Source organism: Shewanella sp. 433 (assembly GCF_059338565.1).
In genome coordinates, this window is sequence record NZ_CM181703.1 from 3,927,168 (window position 1) to 3,940,864 (window position 13,697).

Below are 13,697 nucleotides of genomic sequence, written 5' to 3' on the forward strand. Positions count from 1 at the left end.
GAGAAATAGTCAAAAAATATGGCAATAGGACTATCTAGCGTTTAGGAGGCGCTCGACTGTGGAAATAGCTAACGTGTGAACGCAATGTCGCAGAGACATTGGCAACACAGGGCTCAAAGGTAAGTTGCGGTAGTGAAAAATTAAAGTCATTAACAGGTAGAAGGCTGTTGAGCTGAATTTTTTGAATGCAGAGGGTGCAATGGTTTTTGGCACCATCATCAACATGTTCTAAGCTATGAGCAGGCGCAGCAACAGACAAGCAAAACAGTACAGCACTAAGCCATATTGCTACCCCTCTTGCTAAGCCTTTCATTGTTAATGCCATGTTGTTGACTATTGTTCCAAGCTGATATGACAGAATTTTTGACCAAGTGTATGGATTGACTCGGTGAAGTCAAGTTACAAATAGCCTGGTGATCAACCAAGGTTGTAACATAAAGTAAATGCTCAGATGTACATTATAAAGCATGCGCGAGATCACTTACTGATACCAGTAAATTAAGTCTGACTTAAGTAATATTGACTAGAATCAGGGCCATTGGGTGAGATCACCCCAACCCAGATTTCAACAGTCCCAGCAAGGAAACAAACAGTATGAAGGAATTTCTACGCGAAAATTTCAAGATGATTTTTTGGACATCGGTTTTCTTTATTGCGGTACTCGGCGGTATCTATTACGTTGAAGCGGCGCTGGAAGCCCAAGTGCAAGTGATCGACTAACGACATCTCACCTGTGGTGAGTCAGTTCACTCACCACAGCAAGATAACCGCCATCACGCTACTCCCATACCCAGTGTTATCAGTGAACCTCAGACATCACTGCCTCAGCCCAGATATCCAGCTTTATCAGCGCTAAACGATTGGGCCATGATTAACGATATTTTTGCCGCTGCTCACTGTCATCGACTCGCGTCAGTTCAGGGGCTTGTATCACTTTTAAGTGATCCATCATATGGCTTATCAGCAAGGCTATACTGGCAATAATGGCAACAGGTGTGGTGATATGGCGCATCTCTGGGGCAAAGTAGCCATACAGCAACGCCGCAGCGGCCAGATAAAACCCCATCATCTTTAATCGTGTCAGTATCGGGTTTTTGCCCAACCACGCAAGGCAATGGGGGCACTGAATTTGTGCATTTAACCCCTTACCTCGTTGAGCCTTAACACTATCAACCCCAAACGTTTTACTACAATGTGTACACAGCACGATAAGACTCTCTGATGATATTCGCCTGCAGTTTAACAGATCATAATTAAATTTCGCAGTTGTGATTTTGGGGTCATAATAAAGGAACTATCAACGCCTATATTAAAGGACTTAATTTATGCTGCGCTCTGCCTCGTTCATGTTAACGCTTAGCCTCAGCCTTAGTTGGTTGACCTTCGCGGCATTGGCCACCACTCCCGAAACCACCACTGCGACTCAAACCGCTAGCCCTTCAGCGCTAAGCAACCAAGAAGATAGCGATAATCCCATCCGCCAATTACACCACTTGCAGCAATTAATCGATACCGACGTCAGTCAGCTTCCTCGCGCGCAGGGGGAAATGAAACAGTTTATTGAGTACCGTATTCGTGAGCATGCAAGGCGATTTCATCAACGACTCGCCACACTGATGAAAGATGACTCATTCGACAGGTCGCAGCTATTACCGCTCATCCAAGCTTATCTGAACTTTATCAACCAAGCTGACCAATATTACGCTGACGACATCAAACGCATTAAGTCACAACTGGGCAAGCAAAACGATAACGACACCATGTTTGCTTTGGCTAATCGCGATAGAGAACAAGATGAGATGTTGAGTGCCAAATATGACACGCTCAACTGGTTGAGTCAGCTGGGCGAAGATATCACCGCCGCCAAAGCGCAGTTTACCCAGACCCTAGTGAAGCGCGCCGACATCCTCAATAGTCTAGTCCTATTTATTCAAGATAAATTACAACTCGCCATTGACGAAGTTGCTCAGGCCGGAAAAGATGTTACCAGTGAGCAAACCGCTCGAGTGCTGCAACTCAAAGAACGTTTAACCCTCACCAGCGACAGCCTAGCGGTGGCAATCGATCTGCTCGATAACCTAGAACAAGACACCACTATCTTAAAGCAGACGCTATTTAGTATCTCTGGTGATATCACCCAAGATGTATTAAACATCAACTTAGTCAGTAATTTGATTGAGGAATGGTGGGAAAATGCCAAAACAAAATTAATCGATAACGGCCCAGGAATGATGTTTAAGCTGTTTATCTTTATGTTAATTATCTTTCTGGCCGGCCTCGCGGGTAGAACGGTTAAACGTATCAGCAGGCGAGCTGTAAGCAATTCTAAACTGAAATTTAGCAAGTTATTGCAAGATTTCTTTGTATCACTCTCAGGCAAAGTCGTATTTGCGTTAGGGTTAATGGTGGCCTTATCACAACTGGGATTTGAACTCGGCCCCATCCTCGCTGGCTTTGGTGTCGCCGGTGTGATTATCGGTTTCGCCTTACAAGAAACCCTGTCTAACTTTGCCTCTGGCATGATGATCTTAATCTATCGCCCCTACGATGTGGGCGATCTGATTAACGCCGCTGGCGTAACGGGTAAAGTGAGCCAGATGAGTCTCGTCTCAACCATAGTAAAAACACTTGATAATCAAAGGTTAATTATCCCCAACAACAAAATTTGGGGCGATACCATTAATAACATTACGGTGGAGAGTCAGCGTCGAGTCGATATGACCTTTGGCATAGGCTATGGTGATGATATTGAAAAGGCTGAGCAGGTGTTAAAATCGATCGTTGATAAACACCCTAAAGTACTCACCGATCCTGCGCCCAACATTAAGCTGCATGCCTTAGGCGAGTCATCGGTAGACTTTATTGTGCGTCCATGGGCCAAACCTGAAGACTATTGGGATGTGTATTGGGACATTACCCGTGAGGTGAAGATGCGCTTCGACCAAGAAAATATCTCAATCCCATTCCCGCAGCGCGATGTGCACATTTATCAAACCCAGCAAAACGCTTTACCAAGCGAGTAACTGTATGCAGCCGGCAGAGTAACTGGCTGCAGTCATGTCAATCAAGCGACTCACAACAAATAGGGGGCGATAATCTCGCCCCCTATTTTGTTAATTTATCCCACGGCTGGAACGCTAATGAAGATCATTAATCGGCGTTATGCCAAACCAACAATCTCATTATGCTGATTAATATCAATGTTCAGATACCCTGGCCGAATACCTAAGCCCGGCATCGTCATCACCTGTCCGACAATGGCGGTAATAAACCCAGCTCCGGCATTTATTTTTAGCTCACTGATGGGTAACTCAAAGCCTGTAGGCACCCCTTTGAGTTTAGGATCGTGGCTAATCGACAGCGGCGTCTTCGCCACGCAAAGGGGTAAATGTTCAAAACCATGATGCTTAAGATCGGCTAACTGCGCCTGCGCCTTAGCCGATAACTGTATGCCTGATGCGCCATATCCCGCCTCGGCAATGGTCATTAGCTTGGCTTCAATACTCTGCTCAAGCGGATACAAAAAGCGGAATTGACTGGGGGTCTCGGTAGCCTTAACCACCAGCTCGGCTAATGCTTGCGCGCCCTGACTGCCTTGAGTAAAAGCATCACTGATCTCGCAGCCAAACACCCCTTGTGCCATCACTTGCTCACGCAACCAAGTTAGCTCCTCAAGGGTATCGCTTTGAAAACGATTTATCGCGACCACCACAGGCACCCCATATTGCGCCACATTGTTGATATGCCAGCGCAGATTATCGAACCCCACCGCTAATTTAGTCAATTCGCTCGTGTCACTCTGGCATGCAACCGCGTGCGATTTAAGCGCCTTCACCGTCACCACAATCACCGCCGCATCCGGCGATTTACCCGCCTGACGAGCCTTAATGTTGCAGTATTTCTCAAAGCCCATATCGGAGCCAAAACCACCTTCGGTCACCACGATGTCGGCCAACTTTAAGGCGATATCATCGGCAATGATAGAAGAGTTTCCGTGGGCGATATTGGCAAAAGGCCCGGCGTGAATAAGACAGGGGGCGCCGCTTAAGGTTTGCATCAGGGTCGGGGCGATGGCTTCACTCATGATCACTGTCATGGCGCCCGCTACGCCTAAATCCTCGGCGGTAATCAAATCACCTGTGGTATTTTGAGCCAACACAATACGGCCGATCCGCTGGCGCATATCTTGTAAATCGCGGCTTAGAGCTAAAATCGCCATTAATTCTGACGCCGCGCTGATATCGAATCCACTGTCGTGCTCTGGGCCATTGCCTAGCGCATTAGGCACGTTACCGCCTAACCCCACTCGGATATGACGTAGACTGCGCTCATTTTGATCCACCACGCGGCGCCAGACAATGTGGTTAGCATCGATATTGAGCGGCGTTAATCCCGACTGCTCAGCAAAGGCCTCTGCGCCCAGACGATGCTCATGATACAGACGCGCATCAATCGCAGCAGCGGCTAAGTTATGGGCACTACTTACGGCATGAATATCGCCGGTAAGATGTAAATTAAGCGACTCCATCGGCACCACTTGCGCTAAGCCACCACCGGCAGCGCCGCCTTTAATACCAAATACGGGCCCCATACTGGGCTGACGAATACAGGCGCAGGCACGCTGTCCTATCGCCTGTAATCCTTGAGTTAAGCCTATGCTGGTTACCGTTTTTCCTTCACCAAAAGGGGTTGGCGTCACCGCCGTGACAACCACTAACTTACCGTCGCGGTTATCCGCTAATCGTTGTTTGATATCAATATTAACTTTGGCTTTGTAATCGCCATAAGCAATTAATTCAGAGGGTAATATCCCAAATTGTTGCGCAATAGCCTCGATAGGCTGCAACTGGGCTTGGCGCGAGATGTCGATATCAGACAGCATAGGCAAACTCCTATTATACAAATCACTTGGAAACGATGAGCTACGTCGAATATAAAATAAAAACAACCAATTACAAACCTATTCATGGGTTCACTGTCAGTTAATTAAGGATTTATGAATCTAAATCAATTTAATAACCGATAGCCGCTCTATATCGTTGGGTTTTGGCGACTATGCAGCAGGCAGCAGGCGAAACTTAAGGTTAATCGAATATAGCCTTAAGCCGTGGTGTGACTATGGCGTAATAAACTGTTACTCATGGGGATAATACGTGAGTTCTCGCCCTAGCGAGCCGACCTAAACTACGCCAGTGGAAGGGACTGTGTCGCTCAGCACGATGTTTTTAATGCTCTGAGCCACAACAAGCAAACAGCCAGCATGTGCGCTGGCTGCATTGTTAAAGCGAAACATCAATCGAGAAAGCTGACCCGGCCAGACAGATGTGGCCGTCGTCCCTTGCCATCCCTGAGTTCGAAGATTAAGCCCGCTTCGGGATCATTCTCCGCCCCAAAACTCACCTGAGCCGGCATAAATAATGGCAACTTAAATTCCACGTCCACGCTACAGGATTTATCACCGATTTGCGGCATCAAGGCCGCAATGCTGCGCGCTTTGGACCACATGCCATGAGCGAGAACACGATCGAAACCAAAACGTTTTGACAGCACAGGATGCAGATGGATCAAATTATAATCGCCAGATGCCTTAGCGTAACGCCGCCCAAGATCTTCACTCAAGCGCCAATTAAGCGGAGCATCCCACGCCATTGGTGTGGCTTTAGGTGGCCGTACTCGACGGCCCACACTGTCGATACGATACAGGTAAGTCGACAGCGACTCCCACACGAGCTCATCACCGACAAAGGCTTTAGAGACCAATTCAAACTCTAAGCCCGAATCGGTTATCTGGCTGCTTTGTAAGCCGCAGTCGATATGAAATGATTCATCCACCGTCACTTGACGGTATTGAGTAATGCTGTTTTTAAGGTGGATCATCCCCAGCAGCGGAAAAGTGATCGCCGAATGGGTGAAGATGCTCGCGTGCAGACGAAACGCCATCACATAAAGATATGTCATCGGTAGATGCTGGCCATCAAACTCAAAACCACACACAGTGGCATACTGGCGCACTTTGTCGGCCGATACACCGACATCACGACAAGTGATATAAATATGGGGCAGAGGCTGCTGATCCCAACCGGGTTTACGGCCAAAAAAAATCTTGCGGTAAAGCGATAACAGCGACGGTATCGCCTTCAAATCCACACAAATATCGTTATTCACGCGATCCAAACCCTTCAACAATGATTAAATCGAAAGCCAACAATTATACCTTAAAATCACAGTTTGTATTTATAAGGTTATGCCGACAGGTGCCAAGCCGTTATGGCTATGGCAAAATATCATTCCTTTATCCGTTGTGCTCAACGCCATTGGTAGCCTGCAATGCAAGACAAAAATTTTGACCCACTCGCCAGTAAATTTGCTAAAAATATCTACGGCACCCCTAAAGGCGAAGTACGAGCCGCCGTGGTGTGGCGCGATATCACTGAGGCATTACGCCACTTTAACGGCCAAAAATTACGCATCTTAGATGCTGGCGGCGGCTTTGGTTTTTTTAGCCAGAAACTGGCTAAGCTCGGCCACCAAGTCACCTTGTGTGACATTTCAGCCGAAATGCTGACGCTGGCGCGATCGCAAATAGACGAATATAATGCTAACCATTCATGTCAGCTTAATATAGAACTTATTCACGCACCAATACAGACGCTAACCCCAAGTGAGCATGGCCAGTTTGATTTGGTACTGTGTCATGCCGTGGCCGAGTGGCTCAGTGATGCCGAGAACACCTTGGCGACACTGACACAGCTCATAGCCCCTAACGGCTTATTTTCGCTGATGTTTTATAACAAAGAAGCGATGCGTTTTCATAGCCTTATCTCGGGTAACTTCGATTATGTTGCCGCCGATTTTAAGGTAAAGAAAAAAGTCGGCTTAACCCCTACTCACCCACTGTATATTGATGACGTTAAACAGTGGCTTGATAAGTGGCAGATGCAGCTAGTGTCACAATCTGGGGTGCGGGTGATCCACGACTACCTTAAAACCCACCAGCCACCCAACTTCGACTTTCAGCAGCTGCTCGATATGGAGCTGATCTACTCACAACACCCAAGCTATATCGCGCTAGGACGTTATGTACACTTTATTGCTAAATGGCGAGCTGATTAATCACAGGCTTGTTGCCAGCAATTTTGTAGCTGGGCCTTAAATTGCTGGCGCATGATGGCGACTATGCTCTTATCCCCTACTACATGGCCTGCGCCCACCACGATAAACAATGGCGCGGGCGTGGTGTCTCGGGTCATTAAGTCGGCAATTTTACGGCTCATGGCTTGATTACGTTGCCAGAGCATTTTGTCAATTAAACTCATGTCATCACCTTGCTGCATCTGACCTACCATTAACTGATCTATCGCGGCTTCGTCGCCTGCTCGCCACGCGGTTATCAATGCCAGCATCTCTTCATCCGGCGCCTCAATGGCTTCAAGCACCATTTCCCACTGTACTTGGGGAGCAAAAGAAGCCATGAGCTCAAACTGAAACTCACTGCTTTCAAGCTCAATCACAGGACGCTGCCCATTTTTTTGGGTCAATATTTGATCCACGCCCCATTGGGCTTGATAACCCAGCGCATCGAAACGCATCACCCCTAGCTGCATCGCTTGCATCCAAGGAGAGTAGGGTTTTAGTGCGCTGCAGATGGCCTGATTAGATTGACAAAAGCGCGCCATACGCTGCGCCGTGGCTTCATCTTGTTGCTGGGGCATCAAGCCGTAACGACGGATCAAGCTAACGACATCGGTTTGAGTCACATCCACTTCCACCACTAAAGCACCAGCCTTAGCAAAAACCGCTTCAATTTGCGGCGCCATGGGATAAAAATCTTCCCGACCAACATGGATAGAACCGAGTAAATAGGCGGTCTTACCTTGATAATTAATCTGATAAAACGGAGGCTTATCTGTTACTGCCGCCCTAATCTGTGTACTGCTAAAGAGCCCCACGAGCAACACCATTAACAGTAAACACAAACGCTGACTTGTTGCCATCAGGCTAGCCCCTTATAATTCGCTCAAATTTTATGATTAAGAGGCTGTTATGCCACACTCTCAACTGATAACGCAACTGCAAGAAAACCTTCAGATCGCTTATCGTCAAGCGATCGATGCCGATGCTAAACTGGATGAACTGAATAAAGCGGGTTACGGAAAGTTCGTCGCTATCTTCACTCAAGATCAAGGCTTCGCAGCGCACAGCAACCGCTTTAGCCCTTATGTGCAAGAGTTGGCGCAAGAGATGACACAACTGCCCACAGATACTGACGCCTTAGCGCCAGCACTAGAGCAGTTTGTCCGTAAACTGGGCGCGTTACTGCAAACCTTGCAAGCCTTTAAGGCTCAAGCAAAATAATTTATTCCGACCAGTATGTCCGTCGCACCAGCTTTAAAGCTTAGATTTTAAAGCTTAGGCGCGACGGTTTTTTTAAGCCAATCGGCTAACATCTTCGACTCGTAGCGCAAGGGTCTATCGTTCGCTACGCCAATGGTCTGCATAAAGCCCAGATCGGTAAGCTTTTCCTCGCCCGCCATAATCACTTGTTCACCTTGCAACACTTGATAGCTAAAAGTCATGCGCGGTGGATAGAGATCTTTCACCACCCTGATCTCGCTGACGCTAGCGCCGAAAGTCGGTCTGACATCACCTGCAAGGTCGAGATCGGTCACGACTAAGGCTAACTTTTGCTCTGGCTTTAGGATTTTACTCGCGGCTTTATTGAGGTTTTTGGTTAAAGTTTCAAAGGTGCGCAGCTCATAGCGCGACTGAATGTCACCCACCGCTTTGACATCGCGATACTTATCCACCCCTTGCCAAGTAATGTTGACAATCCCTGCCTCGGTGACGGGATCGGCAGTTACCTCATTGGCGCTGACATTGAGGGACACCATAGTCCCTATCAATACGCCAGCAAGTAATGGTAGCGTGGACAATCTCATAACAGCCTCCTTTAGGCTAAACCCGATTAGGTTCAATATATAGCAACTGTACAAAAGCTAACCTGAATAATAGCTTAATACAAAGCTAACAAGCGATACCCTGGTGTTTTTTGATCGCTAAATCCGGTTTAATATACTGTAAATTCGCTAAGTTATCCCATTAACATCGCATTTCGCGCGACGATAAAAAACGTTGCCAAAACAGTATTGCTATAGCATCGTATGCTGCCAAACGCTAAGCCCATTAAGTCAGCAAATCTGCTTACACGCCTCACCATGGAGACCATGATGCAAAAACACTTACCATTATTAGTGAGCATACTGCTGTTTTCTGCGGCGGCTGCGAGCTTAATAGGGATAAACCAAACCCAACAAGACTCAGGACCAGAAACTTGGTCAGCCTTCGTTTATAGCCAAGGTTTTAATTCTGGACATTATCAGAAACAAGATGATTTTAATGATTATCCCAGTTGTAAAGCCTTTGCTATTCAGCAAGCCAAAGCTCAGGGAGATGTGGTGTGGGAGTGTGGCCTGCGCTGTCGATTTGATTCAAGCCGCCAAGGGTTCCAATGTGAAACGATGCGCCGCGATTAACGGTTTATTCAATACCGAGAGAACACCATAACTTAGCATTGCCTTCAATCTTGGGAGCTCTGAACACCAGAGCGAGAGCCCTAAGCACCTGAGCAATAGTCCTAAGCAAGAGCCTTGAGCGCTCCGCTGCTATCCACCTAGGCACAACGACATCTGCTCGCCATAACCTCCCCCCCATTAAACACCTGCTTGTTTTTTGTTCAGCCTTTATTCAACTACCTTAGATTAATCTTTGTGCAACCACTAAATCACTGAATGCATTCAACCCCCTTCGATGAGGGGACTGCTTGCAACTTGAAATCATTTATCGATTCAAACAGTAATAAACGGCTGCAGATAACGGGCCTGTCGACACATTATTGGAGCAAATTATGATACACAAACTGATGACAACAACGCGAGTCAACTATTCAGGCAAGCTGGCCCTTATCGCAGCCCTTATCTTTGGCCTCGCTATTTCATCTCAAGTGAGTGCGAAACCCTTATCCCCTGAAGGAAAAGCCGCAGTAGAGCAACACTTTGAACGGTTAGCACAACAACAGGAAATGAGTGAAGAGCAACTTATTAGCGGCATCGAAACGACACTTGATGCACAAATAGCCCAAGTTGAACAACGCTTTATGAAAGAGACTTGCGCCAAACACCAACGTCATTACGATCGGCAAAGCCAAAGCTGTTATGAGTAACACCGACGCAGCACAAACATGCCGTTATCTTGCCCCATACGAGCTTGGGGCAAGCGACACGCTATAGCTGACCTGCTAGCACAAGCTATAGAACATTAAAAAGGAAAGCGTGCACTCAGGCGGGGATAAGCTGCCTTGAGCTGTTTCTTTTTATGAGAAAACTTCTTACCTTGCGGCGTAGCCTGACCCGAAGGCACAAAAGGTAGCTCTTCACCAGTGCGATCTTCAAATATCTGCCCCGCAATCAAGTCATACTCTTCGATAAAAGGGTAAGCGTAGCCATCTTTCTCAGGCCATTGCTGTAGATCTCCGAGTGCATCAGGTTCTTGCAGCACTTTCTCAAACCACTCTTGGCCCAAAGAGATCAAAAAGCAGCGAAACTCGGCAAAACCATATTCACTATCGCAGCCAGTTACAATATAAGCCGCGCCCCAGATGGACCATTGATAAGCACGGCGCATCTGCTGTGTGAAATGTTTATCAAACGCCGCCAGTTCCTCATCACTTAACAGAGTCAGTTGCTGTTTGAGGTTGTCCGCCAAGCTCTGTTGGTCTTGATCTGGATGGCTACGGGTTACCAATTGCCAAAATTCAATGTCTGTCATGTCACTCTCATCCAATCAAAAATCGGCACTATATTAACCTAACCTAGGCCAATGGACAGCTAAGCAATCGAGATCAGTGTAAATAGTTGGACTAATGCAGAGGTTTTTTCTACACTCGCTGGCAAATTTTTAGTCGACGAATTGCCATGAAACGACCCCACTTTGCCATGCTACTGCTTATCTGTTTATATCTGGTCATCTCTGTTATTGCAGTATGGCGCACCCTGGCGACCCAAAGTTTAGATCTATTTACTATCGGAGTGATCCCCGTCGTTATTGGGCTACTGCTACGCGCCGAATGGGCTGGCTTGCTGCTTAAAATTTATGTCGCCATTCAAACGCTGGCATTTAGTGCCTTGGGGATGACAGCAATTATCGCCTATCAGATCACTCCTGAAGAGGTCAAAGTGGTCTTTAAGGGTCAACAGATCTCAATTCCTTTAATCGCCATCGTTGTCACCCTACTCTTGCTATTTCAGTGGTGGGTCGCAATGTCAAAATCAACCAAAGCCTACCTCAGCAGACCTGAGCGTTCAGGGCCATCGGTTGCTAAACCCTAAGCCTTAAGGTAATTTAAAAACCTAAGTATTTACAATTATTAAGCTGAGATCCATTACCATGGCCACCCTATCCCCTAGTGAACTCTCCATTTTGTTGGTTGAGCCTTCAGACACCCAGCGTAAGATCATTACCAGCCGTCTCAGCCAAGAGGGTATTAGCAATATTCAAACGGCCAACACACTTGCGCAGGCCATGATCATTATTTCGCGCCATCAACCCGATTTAGTCGCCAGCGCGATGCATTTTGAAGATGGCACTGCATTAGACCTGCTCAATACCTTGAAACAGAATCCGGCTTTTTGTGACATCCAATTTATGCTGGTCTCGAGCGAATGCCGCCGTGAACAGCTGGAGATCTATCGTCAATCAGGTGTAGTGGCAATCTTACCCAAGCCATTTTCGTCTGAGCATCTAGGTAAGGCCCTCAATGCCACCATAGATCTGCTGAGCCATGACGAGCTCGATCTGGACCATTTTGATGTGCACAATATTCGGGTACTGGTGGTCGATGACAGCAAGATGGCGCGCAATATTATCCGCCGCACCATTACTAATTTAGGGTTAAAGCTGATCACCGAAGCAAATGATGGCGCCGAGGCTATCGCCTTGATGCAAGACAATATGTATGACCTTGTGATCACCGATTACAATATGCCCAATGCCGATGGCTTAGCCCTGACTCAGTTTATTCGTAATCACAGCCAGCAATCTCATGTCCCCATTCTGATGGTGTCATCTGAGGCAAACGATACGCATCTCAGCAATGTGTCGCAGGCCGGAGTCAATGCCTTATGTGACAAGCCTTTCGAGCCACAATTAGTCAAACAATTGCTCTACTCCCTACTCGATAACTAGGATTTTGCTCAATTTTGAGCTAAACCCCCATTGTTCAACATAAAACCGCTTTCATTATAGGGTTGCTTATGGCATGTTAGTTCCAGCAATTGCAAGTACCTAATGTAATTGGTGTTACTAAATCTATGGAAAGAAGAGACTATCCAAATGAATAAAACTGAACTGGTTGCAAAAATAGCTGAAAGTGCTGAACTGACTAAAGCTGAAGCTGGACGTGCATTAAAATCTTTCGAACAAACCGTAGCGGAAGCGATGAAGAACGGTGAGAAAATCTCTATTGTTGGTTTTGGTTCTTTTGAAACAACAAGCCGCGCTGCACGTACTGGTCGCAACCCACAAACTGGCAAGGAAATTCAAATCCCTGCAGCGACAGTACCTAAGTTCAAAGCAGGTAAAACACTAAAAGATAGCGTTAACTAAAATCGGCTTTACCTCTATAAAAAACCTCCTCATTTAGGAGGTTTTTTTATGCCTTATATTAAGGCACTGTTTATTATCGGTTACTTAATGGCCTAGCATTACAGCTGCACCAATACAGTGCCTCTACATCTCAACAGTCCCCATCTTGGTTCATGCTATCACAGCTTATAAATACAAGACCCTGAAAATAAACATATAAATTATTGGCATGGGGTTAGCAACGGCGTAAGCACTACCTAACAATACTCATAATAATACGGCTAGGTAGTATCCCTATACCAATAAAAAGGAATGAGTATGAACACAGCACTTCGAAACCTAAGCCTGCTCGCAGCAACCATGATGTTAGCCGTGCCCGCCAGCGCAGCCGTCACTGCTAATGCGGGAATGACCTCCAATTACTTATGGCGCGGCGTGACACAAACCAATGATGGCGTCGCCGTGCAAGGCGGAGTGGATTACGAACATGATAGCGGCTTTTACTTAGGCACTTGGGCGTCTAATGTTGATTTTGGCGATGACACCAGCTACGAAATTGATTTCTATGGCGGCTATGCAGGGAGCATCACTGACGATCTGGGTTACGATGTCAGCTATCTCTATTATGCCTACCCAGATAGCGACGCTAGCGTTGACTTTGGCGAACTCAAAGCCGCGCTCAGCTGGAAATGGTTTAGCCTCAGTTACTCTTATGTGGTTAATGCCGATGACGATGTCGCCAGTGCACCACTAGATAATGACGATATGAGTTATGTGGATGCGGCGGCTTCATGGCCACTATCAGACAGCTTGTCGTTAACCGTGCATTATGGCTACTCCAGTGGTGATGTGGTGACCGCTTGGTTTGATGAAGACAGCTATAGCGATTACTCGATTGCGCTCAGCAAAGACACAGATGTGGGCAGCTTCTCTTTCTTGATCAGCGATACCGACCTTGAAAATGACGACCCTAAAGTGGTGATAGGTTATAGCTATAGTTTTGATCTATAAGCTTTAGGGCAAATGTGTGATCTGTTACTAGATGCGCCGCCGCTAAT

17 protein-coding genes are annotated in these 13,697 nt (G+C 46.8%); 10 read left to right on the forward strand and 7 right to left on the reverse strand.

Annotated elements, in window-relative coordinates:
- Positions 1 to 34: 34 nt before the first annotated feature.
- The gene (locus tag AC5YB1_RS17355; protein WP_494520176.1) at positions 35 to 313 is read right to left on the reverse strand and encodes an ABC-type zinc uptake system zinc chaperone; all 279 of its coding nucleotides are present in this window, start codon (positions 311 to 313) and stop codon (positions 35 to 37) included.
- A 281-nt stretch (positions 314 to 594) separates the two neighbouring features.
- On the opposite strand from AC5YB1_RS17355, the gene AC5YB1_RS17360 reads away from it, so the two are divergent.
- On the forward strand, positions 595 to 720 hold the full coding sequence (locus tag AC5YB1_RS17360; RefSeq protein ID WP_259650878.1) for a hypothetical protein: 126 nt from the start codon (positions 595 to 597) through the stop codon (positions 718 to 720).
- A gap of 151 nt (positions 721 to 871) precedes the next feature.
- Here AC5YB1_RS17360 and AC5YB1_RS17365 read toward each other — a convergent pair whose 3' ends face one another.
- Positions 872 to 1,207 (reverse strand): hypothetical protein, encoded by a 336-nt coding sequence (locus AC5YB1_RS17365; protein ID WP_494520177.1) that lies wholly within the window; start codon positions 1,205 to 1,207, stop codon positions 872 to 874.
- A gap of 118 nt (positions 1,208 to 1,325) precedes the next feature.
- Between AC5YB1_RS17365 and AC5YB1_RS17370 the strand changes: the two genes are divergently transcribed.
- A complete protein-coding gene (locus tag AC5YB1_RS17370) occupies positions 1,326 to 3,023 on the forward strand; it encodes a mechanosensitive ion channel family protein (RefSeq protein ID WP_494520178.1) in 1,698 nt (565 codons plus the stop codon).
- A 137-nt stretch (positions 3,024 to 3,160) separates the two neighbouring features.
- Here the strand turns inward: AC5YB1_RS17370 and AC5YB1_RS17375 are convergent, their stop codons facing one another.
- Both AC5YB1_RS17375 and AC5YB1_RS17380 read right to left on the reverse strand, forming a co-directional pair.
- Positions 3,161 to 4,882, reverse strand: coding sequence for a formate--tetrahydrofolate ligase (locus tag AC5YB1_RS17375; RefSeq protein ID WP_494520179.1), 1,722 nt, complete (start codon positions 4,880 to 4,882; stop codon positions 3,161 to 3,163).
- Between the two features lie 410 nt (positions 4,883 to 5,292).
- Positions 5,293 to 6,165 carry a MaoC/PaaZ C-terminal domain-containing protein gene (locus tag AC5YB1_RS17380; protein WP_494520180.1) on the reverse strand — a complete coding sequence of 291 codons (873 nt, stop codon included), beginning with the start codon at positions 6,163 to 6,165 and terminating at the stop codon, positions 5,293 to 5,295.
- Between the two features lie 162 nt (positions 6,166 to 6,327).
- On the opposite strand from AC5YB1_RS17380, the gene AC5YB1_RS17385 reads away from it, so the two are divergent.
- A complete protein-coding gene (locus AC5YB1_RS17385) occupies positions 6,328 to 7,113 on the forward strand; it encodes a methyltransferase domain-containing protein (protein WP_494520181.1) in 786 nt (261 codons plus the stop codon).
- Here the strand turns inward: AC5YB1_RS17385 and AC5YB1_RS17390 are convergent.
- Positions 7,110 to 7,994 carry a TraB/GumN family protein gene (locus AC5YB1_RS17390; RefSeq protein WP_494520182.1) on the reverse strand — a complete coding sequence of 295 codons (885 nt, stop codon included), beginning with the start codon at positions 7,992 to 7,994 and terminating at the stop codon, positions 7,110 to 7,112. The genes AC5YB1_RS17385 and AC5YB1_RS17390 overlap by 4 nt on opposite strands.
- 49 nt (positions 7,995 to 8,043) lie before the next feature.
- Here AC5YB1_RS17390 and AC5YB1_RS17395 point away from each other — a divergent pair, with 49 nt between their 5' ends.
- On the forward strand, positions 8,044 to 8,355 hold the full coding sequence (locus AC5YB1_RS17395; protein ID WP_494520183.1) for a prephenate dehydrogenase: 312 nt from the start codon (positions 8,044 to 8,046) through the stop codon (positions 8,353 to 8,355).
- 47 nt (positions 8,356 to 8,402) lie between these two features.
- Here the strand turns inward: AC5YB1_RS17395 and AC5YB1_RS17400 are convergent, their stop codons facing one another.
- Entirely contained in the window at positions 8,403 to 8,939 is a 537-nt protein-coding gene (locus AC5YB1_RS17400) for a DUF3016 domain-containing protein (protein ID WP_494520184.1), read from the reverse strand.
- A gap of 285 nt (positions 8,940 to 9,224) precedes the next feature.
- Here AC5YB1_RS17400 and AC5YB1_RS17405 point away from each other — a divergent pair, with 285 nt between their 5' ends.
- Both AC5YB1_RS17405 and AC5YB1_RS17410 read left to right on the forward strand, forming a co-directional pair.
- The gene (locus AC5YB1_RS17405) at positions 9,225 to 9,533 is read left to right on the forward strand and encodes a hypothetical protein (protein ID WP_494520185.1); all 309 of its coding nucleotides are present in this window, start codon (positions 9,225 to 9,227) and stop codon (positions 9,531 to 9,533) included.
- A 371-nt stretch (positions 9,534 to 9,904) separates the two neighbouring features.
- Complete coding sequence (locus tag AC5YB1_RS17410) at positions 9,905 to 10,219, forward strand: hypothetical protein (RefSeq protein ID WP_494520186.1); 315 nt, start codon at positions 9,905 to 9,907, stop codon at positions 10,217 to 10,219.
- A 95-nt stretch (positions 10,220 to 10,314) separates the two neighbouring features.
- Here AC5YB1_RS17410 and AC5YB1_RS17415 read toward each other — a convergent pair whose 3' ends face one another.
- The gene (locus tag AC5YB1_RS17415) at positions 10,315 to 10,824 is read right to left on the reverse strand and encodes a DUF4240 domain-containing protein (RefSeq protein WP_494520187.1); all 510 of its coding nucleotides are present in this window, start codon (positions 10,822 to 10,824) and stop codon (positions 10,315 to 10,317) included.
- A gap of 146 nt (positions 10,825 to 10,970) precedes the next feature.
- Here AC5YB1_RS17415 and AC5YB1_RS17420 point away from each other — a divergent pair, with 146 nt between their 5' ends.
- From AC5YB1_RS17420 to AC5YB1_RS17435, 4 genes are all read left to right on the forward strand, one after another.
- On the forward strand, positions 10,971 to 11,384 hold the full coding sequence (locus tag AC5YB1_RS17420; protein ID WP_494520188.1) for a hypothetical protein: 414 nt from the start codon (positions 10,971 to 10,973) through the stop codon (positions 11,382 to 11,384).
- Between the two features lie 58 nt (positions 11,385 to 11,442).
- The gene (locus AC5YB1_RS17425) at positions 11,443 to 12,240 is read left to right on the forward strand and encodes a response regulator (protein WP_494520189.1); all 798 of its coding nucleotides are present in this window, start codon (positions 11,443 to 11,445) and stop codon (positions 12,238 to 12,240) included.
- A 147-nt stretch (positions 12,241 to 12,387) separates the two neighbouring features.
- On the forward strand, positions 12,388 to 12,660 hold the full coding sequence (locus AC5YB1_RS17430) for an HU family DNA-binding protein (RefSeq protein ID WP_119977178.1): 273 nt from the start codon (positions 12,388 to 12,390) through the stop codon (positions 12,658 to 12,660).
- Between the two features lie 297 nt (positions 12,661 to 12,957).
- Complete coding sequence (locus AC5YB1_RS17435; protein ID WP_494520190.1) at positions 12,958 to 13,650, forward strand: TorF family putative porin; 693 nt, start codon at positions 12,958 to 12,960, stop codon at positions 13,648 to 13,650.
- The last annotated feature ends 47 nt before the right edge of the window (positions 13,651 to 13,697 follow it).